Origin of the sequence: Dyadobacter frigoris (genome assembly GCF_005280585.1) — a bacterium.
Lineage (GTDB): Bacteria > Bacteroidota > Bacteroidia > Cytophagales > Spirosomataceae > Dyadobacter > Dyadobacter frigoris.
Genome location: NZ_SZVO01000008.1, coordinates 286,409 through 307,314 on the forward strand (window position 1 = coordinate 286,409; position 20,906 = coordinate 307,314).

Annotated in this window: 15 protein-coding genes and 1 CRISPR repeat array (1 of these 16 cut by a window edge); of the genes, 11 read left to right on the plus strand and 4 right to left on the minus strand. The window is 38.4% G+C overall.

Features of this window, described 5'->3' with window-relative positions:
- Nucleotides 1–3,892: direct repeats of the CRISPR family, unit length 47 nt; unit sequence GTTGTTGTCGATATATCAAAGATCGAATTTTGAAAGCAAATCACAAC; it begins 600 nt to the left of the window's first position.
- Between the two features lie 15 nt (nucleotides 3,893–3,907).
- Entirely contained in the window at nucleotides 3,908–4,717 is an 810-nt protein-coding gene (locus FDK13_RS18445) for a LuxR C-terminal-related transcriptional regulator (RefSeq protein ID WP_137341486.1), read from the minus strand.
- 95 nt (nucleotides 4,718–4,812) lie between these two features.
- On the opposite strand from FDK13_RS18445, the gene FDK13_RS18450 reads away from it, so the two are divergent.
- The gene (locus FDK13_RS18450; RefSeq protein ID WP_137341487.1) at nucleotides 4,813–6,126 is read left to right on the plus strand and encodes an OmpA family protein; all 1,314 of its coding nucleotides are present in this window, start codon (nucleotides 4,813–4,815) and stop codon (nucleotides 6,124–6,126) included.
- Nucleotides 6,127–6,168: 42 nt separating this feature from the next.
- Here the strand turns inward: FDK13_RS18450 and FDK13_RS18455 are convergent, their stop codons facing one another.
- Nucleotides 6,169–6,795 carry a class I SAM-dependent methyltransferase gene (locus FDK13_RS18455; protein ID WP_137341488.1) on the minus strand — a complete coding sequence of 209 codons (627 nt, stop codon included), beginning with the start codon at nucleotides 6,793–6,795 and terminating at the stop codon, nucleotides 6,169–6,171.
- A gap of 131 nt (nucleotides 6,796–6,926) precedes the next feature.
- Nucleotides 6,927–7,622, minus strand: a complete 696-nt coding sequence (locus tag FDK13_RS18460; protein ID WP_229216097.1) for a hypothetical protein — start codon at nucleotides 7,620–7,622, stop codon at nucleotides 6,927–6,929.
- Between the two features lie 153 nt (nucleotides 7,623–7,775).
- Between FDK13_RS18460 and FDK13_RS18465 the strand changes: the two genes are divergently transcribed.
- The 10 genes from FDK13_RS18465 to FDK13_RS18510 all read left to right on the plus strand — a co-directional run bounded on the left by FDK13_RS18465 (nucleotide 7,776) and on the right by FDK13_RS18510 (nucleotide 20,228).
- Nucleotides 7,776–9,143 carry a Gfo/Idh/MocA family protein gene (locus FDK13_RS18465; protein WP_137341489.1) on the plus strand — a complete coding sequence of 456 codons (1,368 nt, stop codon included), beginning with the start codon at nucleotides 7,776–7,778 and terminating at the stop codon, nucleotides 9,141–9,143.
- Between the two features lie 382 nt (nucleotides 9,144–9,525).
- Complete coding sequence (locus FDK13_RS18470) at nucleotides 9,526–10,101, plus strand: hypothetical protein (RefSeq protein WP_170982834.1); 576 nt, start codon at nucleotides 9,526–9,528, stop codon at nucleotides 10,099–10,101.
- Between the two features lie 95 nt (nucleotides 10,102–10,196).
- On the plus strand, nucleotides 10,197–10,982 hold the full coding sequence (locus tag FDK13_RS18475; RefSeq protein ID WP_137341490.1) for a hypothetical protein: 786 nt from the start codon (nucleotides 10,197–10,199) through the stop codon (nucleotides 10,980–10,982).
- Nucleotides 10,983–11,085: 103 nt separating this feature from the next.
- Nucleotides 11,086–13,767 carry a hypothetical protein gene (locus tag FDK13_RS18480; protein WP_229216098.1) on the plus strand — a complete coding sequence of 894 codons (2,682 nt, stop codon included), beginning with the start codon at nucleotides 11,086–11,088 and terminating at the stop codon, nucleotides 13,765–13,767.
- Nucleotides 13,764–14,300, plus strand: a complete 537-nt coding sequence (locus tag FDK13_RS18485) for a hypothetical protein (RefSeq protein WP_137341491.1) — start codon at nucleotides 13,764–13,766, stop codon at nucleotides 14,298–14,300. The genes FDK13_RS18480 and FDK13_RS18485 overlap by 4 nt, the downstream gene beginning before the upstream one ends.
- On the plus strand, nucleotides 14,301–14,786 hold the full coding sequence (locus FDK13_RS18490; RefSeq protein ID WP_137341492.1) for a hypothetical protein: 486 nt from the start codon (nucleotides 14,301–14,303) through the stop codon (nucleotides 14,784–14,786).
- A 111-nt stretch (nucleotides 14,787–14,897) separates the two neighbouring features.
- On the plus strand, nucleotides 14,898–16,055 hold the full coding sequence (locus FDK13_RS18495) for a lycopene cyclase family protein (protein WP_137341493.1): 1,158 nt from the start codon (nucleotides 14,898–14,900) through the stop codon (nucleotides 16,053–16,055).
- A gap of 137 nt (nucleotides 16,056–16,192) precedes the next feature.
- Complete coding sequence (locus FDK13_RS18500; RefSeq protein WP_137341494.1) at nucleotides 16,193–17,425, plus strand: multidrug effflux MFS transporter; 1,233 nt, start codon at nucleotides 16,193–16,195, stop codon at nucleotides 17,423–17,425.
- Between the two features lie 34 nt (nucleotides 17,426–17,459).
- Nucleotides 17,460–18,230, plus strand: coding sequence for a dienelactone hydrolase family protein (locus FDK13_RS18505; RefSeq protein WP_137341495.1), 771 nt, complete (start codon nucleotides 17,460–17,462; stop codon nucleotides 18,228–18,230).
- 219 nt (nucleotides 18,231–18,449) lie between these two features.
- Nucleotides 18,450–20,228, plus strand: a complete 1,779-nt coding sequence (locus FDK13_RS18510; RefSeq protein ID WP_137341496.1) for a DUF885 domain-containing protein — start codon at nucleotides 18,450–18,452, stop codon at nucleotides 20,226–20,228.
- Between the two features lie 235 nt (nucleotides 20,229–20,463).
- Here the strand turns inward: FDK13_RS18510 and FDK13_RS18515 are convergent, their stop codons facing one another.
- Nucleotides 20,464–20,670, minus strand: a complete 207-nt coding sequence (locus FDK13_RS18515) for a hypothetical protein (protein ID WP_137341497.1) — start codon at nucleotides 20,668–20,670, stop codon at nucleotides 20,464–20,466.
- Nucleotides 20,671–20,906 lie beyond the last annotated feature (236 nt).

The following is a 20,906-nucleotide window of genomic DNA, read 5'->3' on the forward strand; positions in this document are numbered from 1 at the left end:
TCTGACCGTTGGTTGTTGTCGATATATCAAAGATCGAATTTTGAAAGCAAATCACAACAGCATATCGTAGTCAATTGCTAGTATATCTGTTGTTGTCGATATATCAAAGATCGAATTTTGAAAGCAAATCACAACCAAAATTGTTATCCAAAGCGACGGGACGGTGTTGTTGTCGATATATCAAAGATCGAATTTTGAAAGCAAATCACAACTAGGAGCTGCATCGTCTGTGCAGACGATGCGTTGTTGTCGATATATCAAAGATCGAATTTTGAAAGCAAATCACAACTTAGCTTTGCAAATCTCCCAGATACGAGAAGTTGTTGTCGATATATCAAAGATCGAATTTTGAAAGCAAATCACAACATGGAGCTTGGTACGGCCAAAGGTTTTGATGTTGTTGTCGATATATCAAAGATCGAATTTTGAAAGCAAATCACAACTGACAAAATATAATGAAATACTTCAGGTTCGTTGTTGTCGATATATCAAAGATCGAATTTTGAAAGCAAATCACAACGACAATGCAGGACATTATGTGGGAATTCTTGTTGTTGTCGATATATCAAAGATCGAATTTTGAAAGCAAATCACAACAGCTCATTAATTCTTGCTTGGAATTCTCTAGTTGTTGTCGATATATCAAAGATCGAATTTTGAAAGCAAATCACAACAACAGGTCATGGGCTGGCTGCAAGAAGCGGTTGTTGTCGATATATCAAAGATCGAATTTTGAAAGCAAATCACAACGCGGTGCTGCAGGTACAAAAATCAGCTGTTGTTGTTGTCGATATATCAAAGATCGAATTTTGAAAGCAAATCACAACTGACATGGAGCATGGTTAAATTGTTTATAGTTGTTGTCGATATATCAAAGATCGAATTTTGAAAGCAAATCACAACCTATAGAGAGAGGTAAAGGAAAAACTGTAAGTTGTTGTCGATATATCAAAGATCGAATTTTGAAAGCAAATCACAACGTAAGCCTATTATTTAACTCTACATCTTAGTTGTTGTCGATATATCAAAGATCGAATTTTGAAAGCAAATCACAACTATGGATACTGAGCGAACATCTACCAGAGGGTTGTTGTCGATATATCAAAGATCGAATTTTGAAAGCAAATCACAACACCCTGAGCTGTTTCAAGAATTAATTGCCAGTTGTTGTCGATATATCAAAGATCGAATTTTGAAAGCAAATCACAACCGTGGACTGTCCCGGATGTGCAGAAAGATTGTTGTTGTCGATATATCAAAGATCGAATTTTGAAAGCAAATCACAACGGAAGGTGTTAAAGCTGCTGAGTTTGCTGGGTTGTTGTCGATATATCAAAGATCGAATTTTGAAAGCAAATCACAACATTGTCTAACATTTCATCAGTTCCTGTAAAGTTGTTGTCGATATATCAAAGATCGAATTTTGAAAGCAAATCACAACGCCCTGCGCGATCTTTGCTATATTCAAGATGTTGTTGTCGATATATCAAAGATCGAATTTTGAAAGCAAATCACAACTAATGCAGAAAGTTCAACGCGGCATTTTAAGTTGTTGTCGATATATCAAAGATCGAATTTTGAAAGCAAATCACAACAGTATCTAATTATTACAGGGACATTGCCGTGTTGTTGTCGATATATCAAAGATCGAATTTTGAAAGCAAATCACAACGGCACGCAAGACCTTTGCTGATCATAAGGGTTGTTGTCGATATATCAAAGATCGAATTTTGAAAGCAAATCACAACAAGGTACTGCACATAAAAAAAGGCCATCCGGTTGTTGTCGATATATCAAAGATCGAATTTTGAAAGCAAATCACAACTCGACGTTCAGCGTTCCCCGCATATCCCAGTTGTTGTCGATATATCAAAGATCGAATTTTGAAAGCAAATCACAACGGAACCGCCGCGGCTATATCGATCAAACTTGTTGTTGTCGATATATCAAAGATCGAATTTTGAAAGCAAATCACAACAAGCACTATAAATGAAAAAACTATTTTGGAGTTGTTGTCGATATATCAAAGATCGAATTTTGAAAGCAAATCACAACTACGACAACGGATGTAGCTACCATTAATGGTTGTTGTCGATATATCAAAGATCGAATTTTGAAAGCAAATCACAACTATAAATTCTAAACTTATGAAAACTACTAAGTTGTTGTCGATATATCAAAGATCGAATTTTGAAAGCAAATCACAACACGTCCTTAAATGATCCTGCTGCGTGTATAGTTGTTGTCGATATATCAAAGATCGAATTTTGAAAGCAAATCACAACTTTAACAATGAACTCCCTCCGATGAAAAGAGTTGTTGTCGATATATCAAAGATCGAATTTTGAAAGCAAATCACAACTTATGCGACGTGCTAAATGTTAATTGGAATGTTGTTGTCGATATATCAAAGATCGAATTTTGAAAGCAAATCACAACGCTCCGTTGTCGGTAGGCACGACTCCTGCGTTGTTGTCGATATATCAAAGATCGAATTTTGAAAGCAAATCACAACTATTATGAAAACTAAAGAATCTATAACATCGTTGTTGTCGATATATCAAAGATCGAATTTTGAAAGCAAATCACAACGGTAACACTAAACAAGAAGATTTAAATAAGTTGTTGTCGATATATCAAAGATCGAATTTTGAAAGCAAATCACAACCCTGCTTTGTCAGTTAAATATAGTTGGTTGGTTGTTGTCGATATATCAAAGATCGAATTTTGAAAGCAAATCACAACCGGCATGATAAATTGTTAAAAGTGAAAAATGTTGTTGTCGATATATCAAAGATCGAATTTTGAAAGCAAATCACAACCGGAAACCCAAAGTTAGGTGGAGATCTTAGTTGTTGTCGATATATCAAAGATCGAATTTTGAAAGCAAATCACAACTATCAGCAGGTAGATCCGGAACATCTGCGAGTTGTTGTCGATATATCAAAGATCGAATTTTGAAAGCAAATCACAACTGGAAGCAAACCAATAGCTACTCCTTCCGGTTGTTGTCGATATATCAAAGATCGAATTTTGAAAGCAAATCACAACAGATCCGACGGCATTTTGATCATTAACGACGTTGTTGTCGATATATCAAAGATCGAATTTTGAAAGCAAATCACAACACTACTGCTGTTACAGATGGAGTTAATGCGTTGTTGTCGATATATCAAAGATCGAATTTTGAAAGCAAATCACAACACAAATGGAAAACACATCTACAATATACAGGTTGTTGTCGATATATCAAAGATCGAATTTTGAAAGCAAATCACAACATTCCAACGTCTGGTTACAGCTAATTGATGTTGTTGTCGATATATCAAAGATCGAATTTTGAAAGCAAATCACAACGGAGCTGCGTTTGTCAAATCAAGCATTGCGTTGTTGTCGATATATCAAAGATCGAATTTTGAAAGCAAATCACAACTGAAAAAGTTCAGTGCTCTATTTTTCGCGGTTGTTGTCGATATATCAAAGATCGAATTTTGAAAGCAAATCACAACAACAGCAAGGCCAATAAGGATATTAAGGCGTTGTTGTCGATATATCAAAGATCGAATTTTGAAAGCAAATCACAACAATGCCATTACGATGATCCTGAAAGAAATGGTTGTTGTCGATATATCAAAGATCGAATTTTGAAAGCAAATCACAACTCCTCAATCTGTTGTAGAACAACAAAAGTGTTGTTGTCGATATATCAAAGATCGAATTTTGAAAGCAAATCACAACTATGGATACTGAGCGAACATCTACCAGAGGGTTGTTGTCGATATATCAAAGATCGAATTTTGAAAGCAAATCACAACTGCAGGGGGGACCGGGACGGCAGGGCTTTTGTTGTTGTCGATATATCAAAGATCGAATTTTGAAAGTAAGTGATACGTCATAAGTTTTACCACTACTTCAAAAACCAACCTTCCCCAACAGCCTTCGCCGTCAGTTCAGCCATGTTCTTCACATTACATTTTGCAAACATATTTGTCCGATGATGTTTAACCGTATTTTCGCTGATTTTGAGCTGATCGGCAATCATTTTAATACTTTTTCCCAGGGCGATTAATTCCAAAACTCTTTTTTCCGCAGCTGTAATGGGTAGGATAGCAGGATTTTTATTGATTCCTGGCTGAATAGGAATATTCTTCATATGATTAGAATCGGCTGTGTCCAGTATGAAAAACCTTAGCTGCGGTATTGGATCGAGATGGGTGATATCTGTGATCAGGTCAAACTGGTAAACGCCGTTGCCTTGTTTGTCGATAAAAATGGTGGAGCTCTGCTGTAATGCGTGAAAAGTGCTGCCGTCTTTCCGGATAAATTTATACGTGTATGAAGATTTTACATGCAGCCGGTTTTCCAGCGGTTGCATGTAAAAATAGCCCCAGAAATATTCCGCTGCCTGAACAATCGTATATAAAAATTCGGGACTGGTAAAGCGGGCAGCATTGATAAAAGATTTACCTAACATTTCATCTTCGCCATAACCCGTCATTTGTTTTAAAGCACCTCCTGTCTTTACAAAAACGGCTTTTCGCATATCTGAAATAAACCAGCAATAGGGGCCGACCGCATATATTTTTTCAATTACTTCTCCAAATGAGAACTGGTTCAGGTACAAATCCAGATCAGGATCCCGTGGCAACTGGTCGTAAAAACTTTTTAATTTTTTATAAGCGCCAATGATTTCGTTGCGTAGTGATGCAGGTTTCATAAACAGCTGATATTAAGTTAAGATATGGCACAAAAGTGCTATTTATTCAGGATGGCGTTTCTCTTACTTTTGATTTAAAATTAAACAATTTCAACGTGAAAAAATTACTACTTCTTTGCATATCATTAACGCTTTTTTGTTCGACGTCCTATTCTCAGGATATTTTGAACAGAGTCAGAAATAAAGTCAACCAGAGAGCCAATCAGAAGACCGATGAAGCGATAAATAAAAGTCTGGATAAAGCAGAAGACGCCGTTACTGGAAAGAAAGCGGATACAAAAACAGAAACAAATCCGGACAAACAAAACACTTCATCAACAACTGAAACAAAGTCATCTTCTGCTGAAACTGCTGCGGGCGGGCCAGGTACCGAACTGCCAATTAAAGCATATCTGAACTTCGATTTTGTTCCGGGCGACTCTGTTATTTTCGAAGATAATTTTGTTGGAGAAACAACAGAAGAAATTCCGTCACTATGGGTTCCGACGGGTGGTGTAGTGGAAATAACAAAGATAAATGGAGAAACAGTTACCGGATTTCTGGATGGATTTTACACCGGGATGTACCCCAGAATGAAAAAGTATAACTATCTGACACAACGGTTTTCGGTCGAATTTGATTATTTGTTTCGTTCAAATAAAGGGAAAAAGTGGGGGCAATACCGGGGCGAGGGGAGTGAGGGGGCTTTGGAAATTGTCTTTCACTCAGATGATAAGGATATGGACGCGAAACAGCTGGGTGATTACGAGAATGGAATTCACATCGAAAGTTCAGGAGCAGTGACATTTAAAGAATTCAGAGGGAAATACAAGGGTGTAGATGATTTTGGAGAAGCGGAAATTTATGACAAATGGGTGCATGTTTCCATCGCCGCTACGGAAAGAGGAATGAAAATATACCTCAACAACCAAAGAATTGTAAATGCTCCGATTGCTTCCGGAAAAGCAGCTTCTATTAAAATTTACAGCGAAGGAAATACGGCAGAACCTGATGGAAGACAGCTTTTTATTCGGAATGTACAGATAGCAGGCGGAGGAAAGGATCCTTACAAACAGCTGACATCGACGACGAAGGCAACTTATGTAGCCCGCGGAATTAATTTTGACTATAACAAAGCGACGCTAAAACCGGAAAGTATGGGTGAGATCAATAAAATAATTGGAATATTAAAGGACCACCCGGACTTGAAATTTGAAATTGGCGGACACACAGATAGTGAAGGTGACGATGCCTATAACCTTAAATTATCACAGCAAAGATCAGACGCTGTAAAAGCAAAACTGGTTGAGTTAGGAGTAGATGAATCCAGAATTACAACCAAAGGTTTTGGAGAAACCAAACCCATTGCAAGCAATGAAACGCCCGAAGGGAGGGCCAGTAACCGAAGAGTTGAATTGGTGAAGAAATAATAAAAAACCCGTTGGCCGAAGATTTCCAGCTAACGGGTTTCATTATTTAAAAGGATTTCTTTCCAGAATCCCCACTTTATCAACCAGAATTCCCAAGCCGTTAAGGTGCGGATAATTATATAAACTTTGACCGGTTTGAATGGCAATATCGATCGTTGCCTGCCTTACTTCGGGAAAACTCTCAGTATCGTGAAAAACGGTGCAGTCGGAATGACGGGCTGCCCATAATCCACATTCGTATGTTTCTTCGTATTGGTGGACTATATCAATATGGGCAAAACTGTACCGGGATTGATCCTTTTTTATCCAATCTCTATAATCCGATTTGAACAATTGTATATTCTTATAAGCAGAAAGAATAGCTTTTGTTTCCTCGTAATGGTCTCCTTTTTCACCAGTAAGCGATTTAGCTTCAAATGTGTCAACACCGGTTACTTTTTCAAAATAATTAGAAAAAGCAGCGGTTGAAAAACCAAATCCAACACCAAATTCTATACATGATATCCGTTCCAGATCAAATCCGTCCAGAATATCTTCTATAATTAATTCAAGACCTTTCCATGCTGATATTACATCCGGAAGGTTTTCAGGTCTTAGAAGCTTGGCCGGTTTGTATACCGGGATATAATTTTTTGTGAAGGTTCTTTTTATGATTTGCTCTGCATCCATGAACTTAAATTAAAGTGAGAATCAATTCTGACTGGTAAAAGACCATTCCTTTTTCAGCAACTTTAAATAAAGAGTCAAAAAACGTATTTAAAGTTGTATGCAGCTGTCAAAATTGATTAAAAACCTAATCATTAATTCTTGACAATGCGCAGATTTTTAACTTTGGCTTCTTCCAGAACCTCCGGATTGTGGGAGCATATAAAAATACCGGCAATGATCTTATCAGGAAGATTATCCATTTTGTGTGTCCCTACAATTTTCAATTCTTCCCCTTTTTTAGCGGTCCACATCGTGTAAGTCTTACCTTTTCGTTGAAGCTGAACGGTCTGTGTATCTTTTTCTTTACTGAAAATTTCGTCTTCGGGATCACGCATTTTGTCGCCTTTGGCAACACGCCATTGCAGCACCGTCAGTCCGTCTCCGTGTAATACCGCGCTCACGTGCGAAGCATTGTCGTAAAGTGATTCTCTCACCATCCAGCCAACTTTTCTGTGCGGATCCTTACCACTTCCAACAAATTCAAAATCTGCCGTCATTGTGAAATCTCCCCGAAGCTCCTTGTAAAGAAACTGAAATTCGTCTCTTTCAAACCAGATGTTATATCCGGAACCTTTTAGCGTATAAACTTTGGTATTTTTATCGTAACTGGAAGTACCCACTAGTTTGGGATTTCCAATATCGGAAGTCATATCAAATTCGCCAATTTTTTTGATCACTGCAAAGCCCGAAAGCAGGGCAATTACAATTGTTAGATACAGGATGTTTTTGGAATACATATTCTTGAAGAAAATATCGGGGGTTGAATGAATTATCGGATAAATGTACATTTTTTTAGATAATTAGTGATACCACATGAATACTAAATCTTCGGTACTTTAAAAAATCATTCAGGCTGTCGAAGTATTTTACAAAGTCATCCGGCTTTATTAATAGAATGTAATTTACTAAACCGGCGTAACCTGCCTGAAAACTTATCTCAAATGAACCATTTTAATATCAATCGCCGGCAATTCCTCTACGGAGCTACGGCCTCACTTGCACTCAGTACTTTTGGTGCACGCGGGATGGATTTAATTAATCCGGCAAAACCTTTTCGTGTGGGGCTGATCGGGACAGGATGGTACGGCAAAAGTGATTTGTTCCGGCTGATGCAGGTAGCTCCGGTGGAAGTGATTGCACTTTGTGACGTCGATAAAAATCAGCTGTCCGAAGCTGCGAAATTGGTAACCCAGCGTCAGAAATCAGGCAAAACGCCACGATTGTATGGTAATTATCAAAAAATGTTATCTGAAAACGAGCTTGATATTGTGTTAGTCGGAACACCGGATCACTGGCATTCCCTTCAAATGATCGATGCTGTGAAAGCCGGTGCCCACGTTTATGTGCAAAAGCCGATCAGTGTGGATGTAATGGAAGGAGAGGCGATGGTTGCAGCTGCGCGGAAATATAATAAAGTGGTACAGGTTGGGACGCAGCGGAAAAGTACACCTCATTTAATTGAAGCCAAGAAAAAGATCGTTGACGCAGGTTTGCTTGGGAAAATTTCACATGTGGAAATGTGCTGTTATTACCACATGAAAGCCAATGGAAATCCTCCGGTACAGGCCGTTCCGGATTTTCTGGACTATGAAATGTGGACTGGCCCGGCGCCGTTGCGGCCTTATGACGGCTCACCGCACGTACGTTGGTGGCGGACTTTTATGGAATATGGGAACGGAATTATGGGTGATATGTGTATCCATATGTTTGATACTGTCCGTTGGATGTTAAAGCTGGGCTGGCCAAATAAAATCAGCTCGACAGGAGGAATTTACGTTCAGAAAGAAGGGAAATCCAATATTGCGGATACTCAATCCGCCATTTTTGAATATGATGAGCTGAATTGCGTCTGGCAGCACAGATCCTGGGGAACGCCCGCGGATCCGGATTATCCCTGGTCTTTCACTCTTTTTGGTGAAAAAGGTACACTGAGAGCCAGTACAATGTCTTATGATTTTACCCCGGAAGGAAAGGGTGAAAAAATCCATGGAGATTGTGTATTTGAAAAGGAAAAATATCCGGAAGATCTTAAAGAAGATAAAATTGAATTAAATGCAGCTCCGGCAACCCGTTTGCATATGCTTGATTTTATCAGTGCAATAGATAATAGCAGCCGCCCGATTGCTGATATTCAGGAAGGACATATTTCTACGGCCAGCTGTATCATGGCTAATTTATCCATGAAAACCGGCAGGCCAATTGTTTATGATCCTAAGAAACGGGAAATTATAGGAGATCGCGAAGCAAATGCTTTGTTGACACGCCCTTACCGTGATCCTTACAAACATCCGCATCACGACAGGGTTTAGGAAAAAATAAGACTGATTCAGTGCAGCATTATTAAGAATATTTTTCTTAATAATGCTGCTTTTTTGTGCGGAATAGCCAACGAAATTCTGATAAATTCAAATGTAACTTCTTTTATACGTAGAAATATTTCTAATTGATGTCCAGGTTTGACATATTGATTAAAAAATACCTTTTAATCAATATGTTAGTTGTTTTTCTTTTTGTATTCTGATATTTCGAAAGTATACTAATTTGATAATTAGTACTTTATGTTAATAGATAAAAATAAATACAATATAATTATTTGCTTTTTATAAATAAATATAATTATATTTAAAAGTTATTATGTAGAAGTAGTTGGATCAATTCTCCCTATCACAATTTTTAACTATTCACTTGATTATGAAAAGAAAATTTACTCGTACCGCATCTCTTTGTGCGATGATTTTATCTGTGGGAACATGTGCTTCTGTATTTGCTCAGGTAGATGGACGTATTGATAGCCACATTATCACTGTCGTTGTACCGCAAGTAGCATTACTGGATTTAGAGTCCAGCAGTACCAAAGATTTTACAGCTACTTTTGTTGCCCCTACCGAAGCCGGTAATAAACTTGACGCTCCGCAAGACAATATCACAACATGGTTGAATTATTCCTCCATTCAAACCTCAACGACTCCAAAACGTGTTGATGTGAAAGCTGCTCCGGTTATTACGGGACTGGATATTCACCTGGTTGCAGCGATTGCATCGGCAGGTACGGTTGGTGCAAAAGGAACTCCTAATGCTGGTATAACGCTTTCTACTGCCGACCAGCCTTTGATTACTGCAATTGGTAGTGCTTATACGCTAAACGGAGCAAATAATGGTCATCAGTTGACGTATTCATTTGATACCGTTCTGGACAATGCCAATTACGGTGCATTGCGTTCAGGAAGTACTGCTGTGACTGTCACGTATACTTTGGTTGACAATTAATCCGCGAAAAAATAACAATATTTCTCACATTGATTTTTAAACGAACTGAAATCCCAATATCATTTTGGTTCGTTTAAAATGTATCTATCGTTATAATGAAATTAATATTAAGATTATTCTTTTTATTAGTTCTCCCAAAGTCTATTTACGCATCTGTTGTAATTGTTAATGGATTGACACATTTACACAGTATACCCGACGCCGCCACGAAGGTTCAGGGAGAAATTCTGGTCAGAAATGACGGGAATAAGGATTCGCGTATATTGGTATACCGTCAGGATCTGGTACCTGCTTGTGGAGAAGCTACAAATTATCCGGAATCCAACAGCCATCAGCGATCATTAGGAAATGGACTTCATACTAATGTGGATGAGAAAATGCTTGCGGGCAGAGAAGAATATGTAGTAAGGTACACGATTGAACTTGAAAAAGAGAGATCCGCTCCCGGAACATATTGGGAAGTTGTGATGGTTGAAGTAGCCGATCCTGTCCGTAATGAATTGCAGGGAGGAGTTCAGGTAAACTCTAAAGTCAGGTATGCAATACAAATCATTCTGGATGTAGGTGTCCCCGAAGGCCCTAAATTATCATTTGAGAATATTGTTTTTGATAAAGTCGCTCCCAAAAATATACTTCTTAAAGTACAATTGAAGAATAATAGTGAATTCGGTATACGAACTAACGTTGTGTTGGAAGTGTATGACGGTCAGGGTAATAAGCTAAAAACGACCGACGCTAACAGCAGGATGATGTATCCTGGTTATTGCAATGTATTTGAAATTCCATTGGACGCATTGATGCCGGGAAAATACGAATGCGTTATCATCGCTGATACCGGAAAAGATTTATATGGTTCCAATATATCTTTAAAGGTAGATTAAGTACATACTATTTCAGATTTTTTTCTTACACAGTCTGTGTAAGAAAAAAATCTGTGATTCATGACAAATCGTATTGGTCCGACTTATCTTCATATTTACATTTTTGATACATTTGGAAGGAGTTTGTCAATCGCAGCCCCTTATCACGTTGTCAAATTCTCCCGGAAAAGTGATTCCAGGGAAACATTTTACATTATTTTTTGACTTAAAATTGGCCAGGGAATTTCCGGAGAATCTTCAGGAGGAATTAATTTTACCAGCCAAATGGAATCTGCTTTCGCAACGCAAGCCGGAAAGAGCACCCGGACAAACAACCCTGCGGTATTTCTTTGTGATTGGTGTTCCGTCGGATTGTCCCGCAGGAGACTTTCCGGTAATACTGAATATTGAAACAGCTAATACGCAACTTGCTGCGACGAAAATTTTCGTCACCATTCAGGAAATACATAAAGTTGAAGTATTTATTCTTTCCAAACCGGAATATATTAAAGAAGGCGATAGTCTGAAAATTGAATATCTGATCCAAAATGTGGGAAATGTAAAGGAATATATTACCCCAACGACCACTCGTGGAGTAATTATGGCTCATGGAGATAGCCTGAGTGTTGAGCCCAATGAAAAAATAAAAATCACAGTATCACAAATAATTCCTCATACAGAAACCAATGCCTGGCAGGTTTCTTCGGATCTCACTATTCATCTGAAAGGGGTAGAAAATTCGGTTTTTCAGGCTACCTCAGTCCCGGTTTTTTCTTCGAGGTTAAAAAAAATAGATCCATATTTTCGTTTTCCGATAGAAGCAGGCGGGGGATATTTATCCTATCGATATGGTGACAGAAATTTTGTTGCCTATCAGTATTCGCTTACAGGAAAAGGTTTTGTTGATCAAAAGGCAAAACATTTTGTTGATTTTATTATACGTGGCCCAAACCAGTTCAGGTTCCCAAGTATTGGAAATTACGATCAGTATACATTTGGATATCAATATAAAAAATCGACTAATATAACCGTAGGCGATCATGTGCTTCAATTAAATAATCTGATGGAATTTGCCAGATTTGGCCGTGGAGTCAGGATTGAACAGCAATTCCGGAAATTTGATTATCTGTTGTTCTATCAAAAAGCGCGTTTTTATTTTAACCAGAAAGAATCCTTTGGTGGGAGGGTAGTTTTTAAATTTAACACTGTCGCCAATGTTGCAATTAACTATGACTCTAAAAATATTGTTTTTCGGGGTAATGAATTCTGGTCTAACCTGGTAGGTTTTTCAGGGCAAATCAGATTAAAGGAAATGTCTGCGGAGGCGGAACTGGCGACAGGTAATGCCAGAGGAAAAACGGATTATGGCGCTTTTTTGCGTTATCAGCTGATAAAAAAATGGGTTGGTTTATCTGGTAACTTTATATATACAGGGAAAAATTTCTATGGCTTTTACAACAACAGTATTCTGGCTAATGGCAATGCAAACTTTAACATTACCCAAAAACTAAATTTGGGATTAAGTGCCAATTTTTCCAATGTCAATCCGAGTCTGGACGCAAATGTTTATAGCATTTCTCCAAAGGATAAAAATTATATGGCTTTTATGTCGTATCAATTAAATCTTAAAAACCGGCTTTTCGTTTTTTACTCTATTCTTGAAAGAGAAGACAAACAAAAACCTTCCACATACCATTTTTCGGAAAATTTCGGAAATTTATCTTACAGTTTGTCAATGGAAAAGTTTTCCCTGTTCTATCAGATCCGTTATGGAAAAGCCAGAAATTTATTAATTTCTGATACTTTGGGAAAAAGAGAATCCTTTTCAAATATCATCCAGCCTAATTTCAGGGTTTTTTCAGGTGTTTGGGTAGGTGGTTATCTTGAATATCAGCATACCAGTAAATTCTCGAAAGCTGATATTGTACAGGATTTATTTTTTTATGGTGGAAATGTAAGAGTTAATCTTGGAAGATCTTTATTTGCCAATTTTATGTATCGAAATAACTATGCTCCGGACGAGCTTTATGTCCGCAGAAGTTTTATGGACGCAGCCGTTATTTTAGATTTAAAAAGACATAGGATAACATTTACAGGTGGCCGCTCTTTCATCCCAAATTCACCGGTAATAAATCAGAATACATTATTCTTTTCCCTGAAATATGCGATTAAGTTAAATTTAGCTTTGGCCAGGAGGAAAAATATAGGAACTGTGAGAGGGAAACTAACCGGATCCGGATTTTCCAAAGAGGGAAATCTTATACAGTTAGGAAGCCACAAATTTCTGACAGACAGCACGGGAATGTTCTGGTTTGAAGGATTGGCACCGGACAGATACTACCTGAGTATTTCACAAAACGAATCCAAAAATGAAGGTGTCGTTCCTAACCAGAAAATGCCGATGTTTCTTGACGTGAAAGCGGACAGTACGAAGGATATAGAAATTCCACTAACAAGAACGGGGAACATCAGAGGGAAAGTTGATTTTTTAAAACCATCCAGGAATGGTTTGTCCGGGATGTTGAGTCAAAAACCTACTGTCCTTATTAAGCTGTCTCATGAATCGGAAAGCTTTCTTACAGAATTAAACGAAAAAGATGAATTTTCATTTAAGGAGATGAAACCGGGAAATTGGACGCTCACGGCCATTATTACCGGAAGTCAGGATAGATTTGTGATCGACAACGACCAAAAGCAACTCAATATTGAATGTGATAAAACGATGGACGTAGTTTTCAATATAAGGCCTAACGAGAAAAGAATTCACTTTTCAGAAAAGAGTTTTGAACTGTCTACTAAAAAATGAGATATCTGTTAATACTTTTGCTTCTTACAAAATTTTGCTGCTCAAGGGCACAGAATGTCACAGTGGGCATCACGATGCCGTCGGTAGCGCTTTTGGATCTGCTTGGTAACGGTTCAACTGATTTTACCTTATCGTCAACGGCACCTTCCGAAGCGGGAAATTCTATAAATACAACGAGTTCAAATTTAGGTACCTGGCTGATTTTTACCTCGGCTATTGCGTCGGGATTTTCCAGGAGTATCAAAGGTGATGTGAGCGGAACACTGCCGCCGGGTATTCGGCTAAGATTGGATATTTCACCATATACCGGAAGCGGTCAGGGATTTACCGGAGGAAATAGCATTGTAACGGGCAATGTATATCTGACAAATACAGCCACAAGTTTTATAGATAATATTAAGGGAGCATTCACGGGTATAGCCTATGGATCTGATGGATTTAAATTGAAATATTCACTGGAAGTCCAAACCTATGCGGATATTAGAAGCGGTACGTCTGTCTTAACTGTACGTTACACCATAGTTGATAACTAAATGAAAATCAGACTACTAATTTTATTGATCTTTGCGGTTAATTTCGTAACCAAGGCTCAGGGCATAACAATTACCAGTGCTACGTCCTGGACTGTTTCACCATTATCTTCTGCCAATATTATAACAAAGGCAGGGAAAGATTACGCGGGATTTGAGACAAGTCCGGCCAATCAGACGCTGTTAAAATTAACCGGAACTGTTCTTTGCTCGATAAATATCCAGCAGGTAACAGGAGCGAACTGGGATTCGAATCTGAAAATTTATGCGCGCAGATCCGGAGCGGGAACAGGCTTGGCTATTCTGTTGGGAGGTGGAAGTTATCAGCTGGTAACAACAAGTTCCACTCAGCTTTTTACAGCTGCACTGGGGATTTTGTTAGGTAAGGAAGATATTCCTATCCAATACCAGATTCAGGGGCTGTCTGTTTTATTACCTGCAAAAAGCTATTCTACAACGATCATGTACACAATTTCAGTTGTTTTGTAGCTGTTATACTATTCTTTATCAATATTTACTTCCTAAAATTGGCTAGCTGGCATTACCTCCGTTCCAACGCAATGACGTACTTTTATATTCAGGAGATTTTAAAACGTGTTAATGCAGACAAAAAACTACGACATCATTATTTGCGGAGGAGGAATGGCCGGACTGAGTCTGGTTTACCGTGCTTTGAAAGAGAAAGTCTGGGTTGCGGAAAGAATATTAATTATAGATAAGGATAGTAAAGACAAAAATGACCGGACCTGGTGTTTCTGGCAAAAGGAAGGGATCGAAAACGAGTTTGAAGATGTCGTTTATAAACGCTGGAAGGACTTTTTATTTTTCTCCAATAAGGAAGAAAAATTAAAACTGGACACGGGCTCTTATATCTATAAAATGATCAGGAGTATTGACTTTTATAAACACGTTCTGGCATATATCCGTCAGTTTGATCAGGTCGATTTTGTTTTTCAGGATATTATTTCCATTGGAAATCATGGTAATAAAGCGGCTGTGAAAACCTCTGAATCTGTATTTGAATCAAAATATATTTTCAACTCTATTTATAAAAAACCAGAGTTAAAGCCTGAAAACCAATATTTCATTCAGCATTTCAAAGGGATAACGATCCGTACCAATCAGTTTAAAACAGATCCCGCGGAAATGTACTTTATGGATTTCAGGACGACGCAGGAAAATGGAACTACGTTTTTCTATACGCTGCCTTTTAATCAAAATGAAATATTTGTTGAATACACGTTATTTTCAAAATCGCTCCTGAAACCTGAGGAGTACAATTCCAAAATCAAAATATACCTTTCCGAAATATTGCGAATTGATGATTTTGAAATCATCGAAGAAGAATTTGGCGCGATTCCGATGACAGATTTTTCTTTTGAAAGAAGATCGGGAAACGTAATTAATATTGGGAGCGTAGGTGGGGATACACGCGCCTCTACCGGTTATACGTTTTTGAATACTCAAAAAACGATCTCAAAAATTCTGGATTCCTTTAAAGAAAATAATCATCCGTTTTTTGAAAAGGAAAACATCAGTAACAAACACAAAGTGCTGGATGCAACCATTTTGAATGTTTTGGATAATGAAATTTATAAAGGTGACCAGATTTTTACCGATCTTTTCAACCGTGTCAAAGCGAAAACTATTTTAGCATTTCTTGATGGAGAAAGTACAATTCCGGATGATTTGAAAATAATGGCCAGCCTTAAAGCGAAGTATTTTATAGGTCCTTTTTTGAAGGTAATTACCAGATGAGTTGTTTTGACAACAATCAGTTATAAAACTGTTTTATATCATTTCGTGGTAATATTGTAAAATAAGATTATTCTAAGATTTTCGGAACTTACACAACTTTCAAATGGTTTATTAAATGTAAGTTCCGTTAAAAGTGCATGAGTCGTAAACAATATTCTTTCATGATCCTTATTCTGGGGTCATTAGCAACCATCAGTCCATTTTCAATAGACATGTATTTGCCTGGCTTTCCGAGAATTGCCACGGATTTGAATACCACTATTGATAAAGTACAATTATCTCTTACCGGTTACCTTATCGGAATTTGTATCGGGCAGGTACTTTATGGTCCTTTGCTTGATAGATTTGGCAGAAAAACGCCGTTGTATGCCGGTCTGGCTATTTACATCATGGCTTCCATCGGCTGCGCGCTTACATCTTCGGTTGAAGCATTGGTTGTTATGCGGTTTTTTCAGGCTATTGGCGGTTGTGTAGGGCTGGTTTCTTCGCAGGCACTTGTGAGCGATCTTTTTACGAAAGATAAAAGAGCCGAAGTTTTCTCGATGATCACGCTGGTCATTGCAGTCTCTCCAATGATTGCGCCAACGGTGGGTGGTTATGTAACTGCCGCTTTTGGCTGGAACTGGGTTTTTATTATTCTTGCCTTCATTACACTACTGATTTTGGGTGGGATTTATTTTTTCCTGCCAACCGGAAAAATGCCTGATAGTACCGTTTCCTTAAAACCGCGGGCTGTATTGAACAGCTATTTCACGGTTATCAAACAGCCTCAGTTTTTGATTTATACCATGGCAGGCGGACTTGCGACTGCTGCGCCTTTTGCTTATATCGCTGGTTCGTCGGATGTTTTCATGAATATTTATAAAGTGTCGGAACAGCAATATGGGTGGATTTTTGCATTTCTCGCTGTTGCTATGATTGGTTCTACCCAGTTAAATCATTTCCTTTTGAAAAAATACAACAGCGAGCAGATTATCAAAACTACTTTGCTTTACCAAAGTGTTGTGGGCACGTTGCTGGTTTTGGGCGTTTATAACAATTGGTACAATTTGTATACGCTGATTGGTATGATGTTTATTTTCCTGACCGGACAAGGATTGACCGGACCAAATACTTCCGCACTCTCTTTGGCTCCGTTTAAAAAACATACGGGCAGTGCTTCGGCTTTGATGGGTAGCTGGCGGATGGGTGCCGGTGCTATTATTTCTATCATTGTCAGTGTTTTGCACAACAATACTGCTATTCCCATGGTAGCTATGATGGCAGCATGTTCTTTGGTAAGCCTCGTTATTTTATTTGTTGGGAACGCAACCGTAAACAATTCTGCACGTAATAGCGATGTGGAGAGTGAGGTTTCCGTTCTTCTCTGATCTTTTTTATTAACCTAATGACTAAACAGAACCTATGAAAATTTCGAAAATTTACTTTGCAGTAATCTTATTGTTCATGACAACAATGTCTTTCGCGCAGCTTCAACCTGTCAATTATACTGATGGAGCACAGAAATTGAGCGGCTTTGCTGCAAAACCAAAAACAACTTCAAAAAAGAAAGCGGGTGTGTTGGTTTTACCGGCCTGGATGGGAATTGATGCCCATGCAAAAACGAGTGCCGAAGAATTATCAGCAATGGGTTATTACGCTTTTGTAGCTGACATTTACGGTGTAGACAAAAGGCCGACGGATATGAAAGGTGCCGGTGAACTTGCCGGATATTACAAAAAAAATATTACTGAATATCAAAAACGTATCAAACTGGCATTAGACCAATTGATTAAAGCCGGAGCAGATCCTGCGAATATTGCTGTAATTGGCTACTGTTTTGGTGGAACGGGTGCTGTTGAAGCTGCGAGAGAAAATTTCCCTGTTAAAGGAATTGTTTCTTTTCACGGTGGTTTGGCAAAAGATTCTTTACGTACTGTTTCCGCTATCAAGCCCAAATTATTGATTCTGCACGGCGCGGATGATAATTACGTTCCTGCCAAAGAAGTTGCTGCTTTCCAGAATGAAATGAGAAAAGCAAACGCTGACTGGGAAATGAATTATTATGCGAATTCTGTCCATAGCTTCACCGATCCCGACGCAGGAACAGATAACTCAAAAGGCGCTGCCTACAACGAAAAAGCCGCAAAGCGCTCATGGAAAGCGATGCAGGTGTTTTTTGACGAAATATTTTAATTAGTGATTGAATGTCAGTTTCTCACCTTATTGATAGAAGGGCTCTTATAGAGCTCTTTTTTTGTTTTAATCTGAAATTAGAATCTTATTAATTCTTCTTCAAATTGTGTTTGGAAAGAAATAAAATTAGATTTTCCCGACTCTTTTCCTAATCTTGGGCAGGGAATTTTCGGGTAGCACCGGAATTTCTTTTTAACCCATAATCTTAAATTTTTGCACATGAATAAAAGCCTGTTTCTGACATTTGTGCTTAGCGTTGTTTTGTCTGCCTGCCAGCAAAAAGCTTCCGAAGATCTGCTGCCACCGGTTGGCGAATTGTTTGAAAATTATTTCGAAGAAAGATTGCCGCTTTATCCTTTTGAAGCTACGCAAATCGGAGATAAACGATACAATGATCTATTTCCAAATGATCTTACGAAGGAAGTCAGGCAGCAGCAGGTTGATTTTTATCAAAAATATAAAAAAGAACTTGCCAAATACAATCGCCCGGAACTTGCCGAGGAAGAAAAAACCAGTTGGGATCTGTTGAATTGGGAATGTAATATCAATCTGGAATTATTGGCGTTTCCCACGCATTTAATGCCAATTAACCAGTTTTCTTCAACACATTTGACCATTGCTACAATGGCTGGCGGAAGCAGTGTACAGCCTTTTAAAACAACGGACGATTACGACAACTGGCTTAAAAGAGTTGACGGGTTTGTTGCATGGAGCGATACTGCGATTGTGAATATGAGAGAAGGTATCAAAAAGGGTTATGTTTTGCCGATTCCTTTGATCAAAAAAGTAATCCCTCAGTTGGCAGACCTGGATCATGGTCCCACTGAACAGCATTTGTTTTATACACCGGTTGCCAAATTTCCCGAGTCTTTTTCAGCAGATGACAAAGGCAGGCTGACCAAAAGTTATAAGGCAATGGTAGAGGAAAAAGTGATACCGGCTTTTAACCGTCTTCATGTGTTTTTTGAAAAAGAATATTTGCCGGCGGGCCGCAAAACAAGCGGATATGCGGATCTTCCAAACGGAAAAGCATTGTATGATACGTACATCAAATATTATACGACGACGTCGATGACATCTGACGGAATTCATAAACTTGGTTTAAGTGAGGTGGAACGCATTTCCAAAGAAATGTTAAAAGTTAAGGATCAGGTAGGATTCAAGGGGAATCTGAAGGCGTTTTTTAATGATGTCAGGTCAAATAAAAAACTGATGCCCTATACGAAACCGGAAGAAATTATCACTCATTTCAATACGATTCATGAGACGATGAAACCGAATCTGAAAAAGTTATTTGATCTGACACCAAAAGCAGCTTTTGAAGTTCGTCGCACCGAAGCGTTCAGAGAGGCATCGGCATCAGCGGAATATAATCCTGGCTCACCGGACGGTTCCCGACCTGGTATTTTCTACGTTCCTATTCCGGATGCAAAAACGTACAATGTCCTTTCAGATGAAAGTTTGTTTTTACATGAGGCAATTCCGGGTCATCACTACCAGGGTTCTCTGCAGCAGGAAAATAAAGCACTTCCTTCATTCCGGAAAAACTTGTGGTACAGTGCGTATGGCGAAGGCTGGGCATTGTATAGCGAATCGCTTGGTAAGGAGCTGGGGTTATATACGGATCCGTATCAATACTTCGGTATGCTAAGTGCGGAAATGCACCGTGCCATTCGTCTGGTTGTAGACACCGGCATTCATTCCAAGGGCTGGACGCGCGAACAGGCTATTCAGTATTCGATGGATCATGAGGCTGAAACGGAAGAAAGTATTGTGGCAGAAGTGGAAAGATATATGACAGCGGCAGGGCAGGCTTTGTCTTATAAAATTGGTCAACTTAAAATCCGGGAGTTGCGCACAAAAGCAGAACAGGCCGGAATTAATTTTGACATCAAAAAATTCCATAACAAAGTGCTGGAATCGGGTTGCGTTCCATTAAATATTCTGGAAGACAAAATCAATGTCTGGATCAAGGCAGGAGGAAAGGAAACCAAATAAAACGATTATCTGAATGCATTAAAAAGCGTCAAAGTGTTACAATTTCTGTATGCTTTGACGCTTTCTTTTATTTTAAGGATAGTAACGAAGGGGTGACTTTACTTGTTTCAATGTAAAAATTCAATCATAGATTTCCAGGGGAAGTTGCCTGACACTTCCTGATTAACCGGCATTAAGTTTAAAACATGGCTTGGCAAAATCAGAAAAGAAATTTCTGAAAAAACTCAGTGACGAGTTAACTGGCAATAGCAGTGTAACCTTTTGAGTCGGACAACATATGTCCGTTACTCATTTTTTTCTTCATCGCTTCCAAACCGATTATAACCAGTTCTTTGTAAAGCTCCTGAAGGGTAATTCGTTGGTCATTTTCTTCCAGTTCAAGTTGAAGTTGTTTTGCTTTCAAATGAACTTTGTCGGGTACGTCAAGATTAACCTTTGCCATAGTAGCGGAGATATTTATATTATTTAGTTAGGTTTTATTACTGGGATACGCAAGAAATCTATAAACTGACTAGAAAATATGAAATATTTTTTCGGAGCTAAATTTAGCTTCCTCAGTAGTTTGTCATCTTTTTGGTGACAAACTATAATCCGAACTTCTACTCTAATCTAAATTTACTTTATTAACAGAATATTATTAAACAGGATTGTAAAATGATTTAAAGATTCTTTTAATTG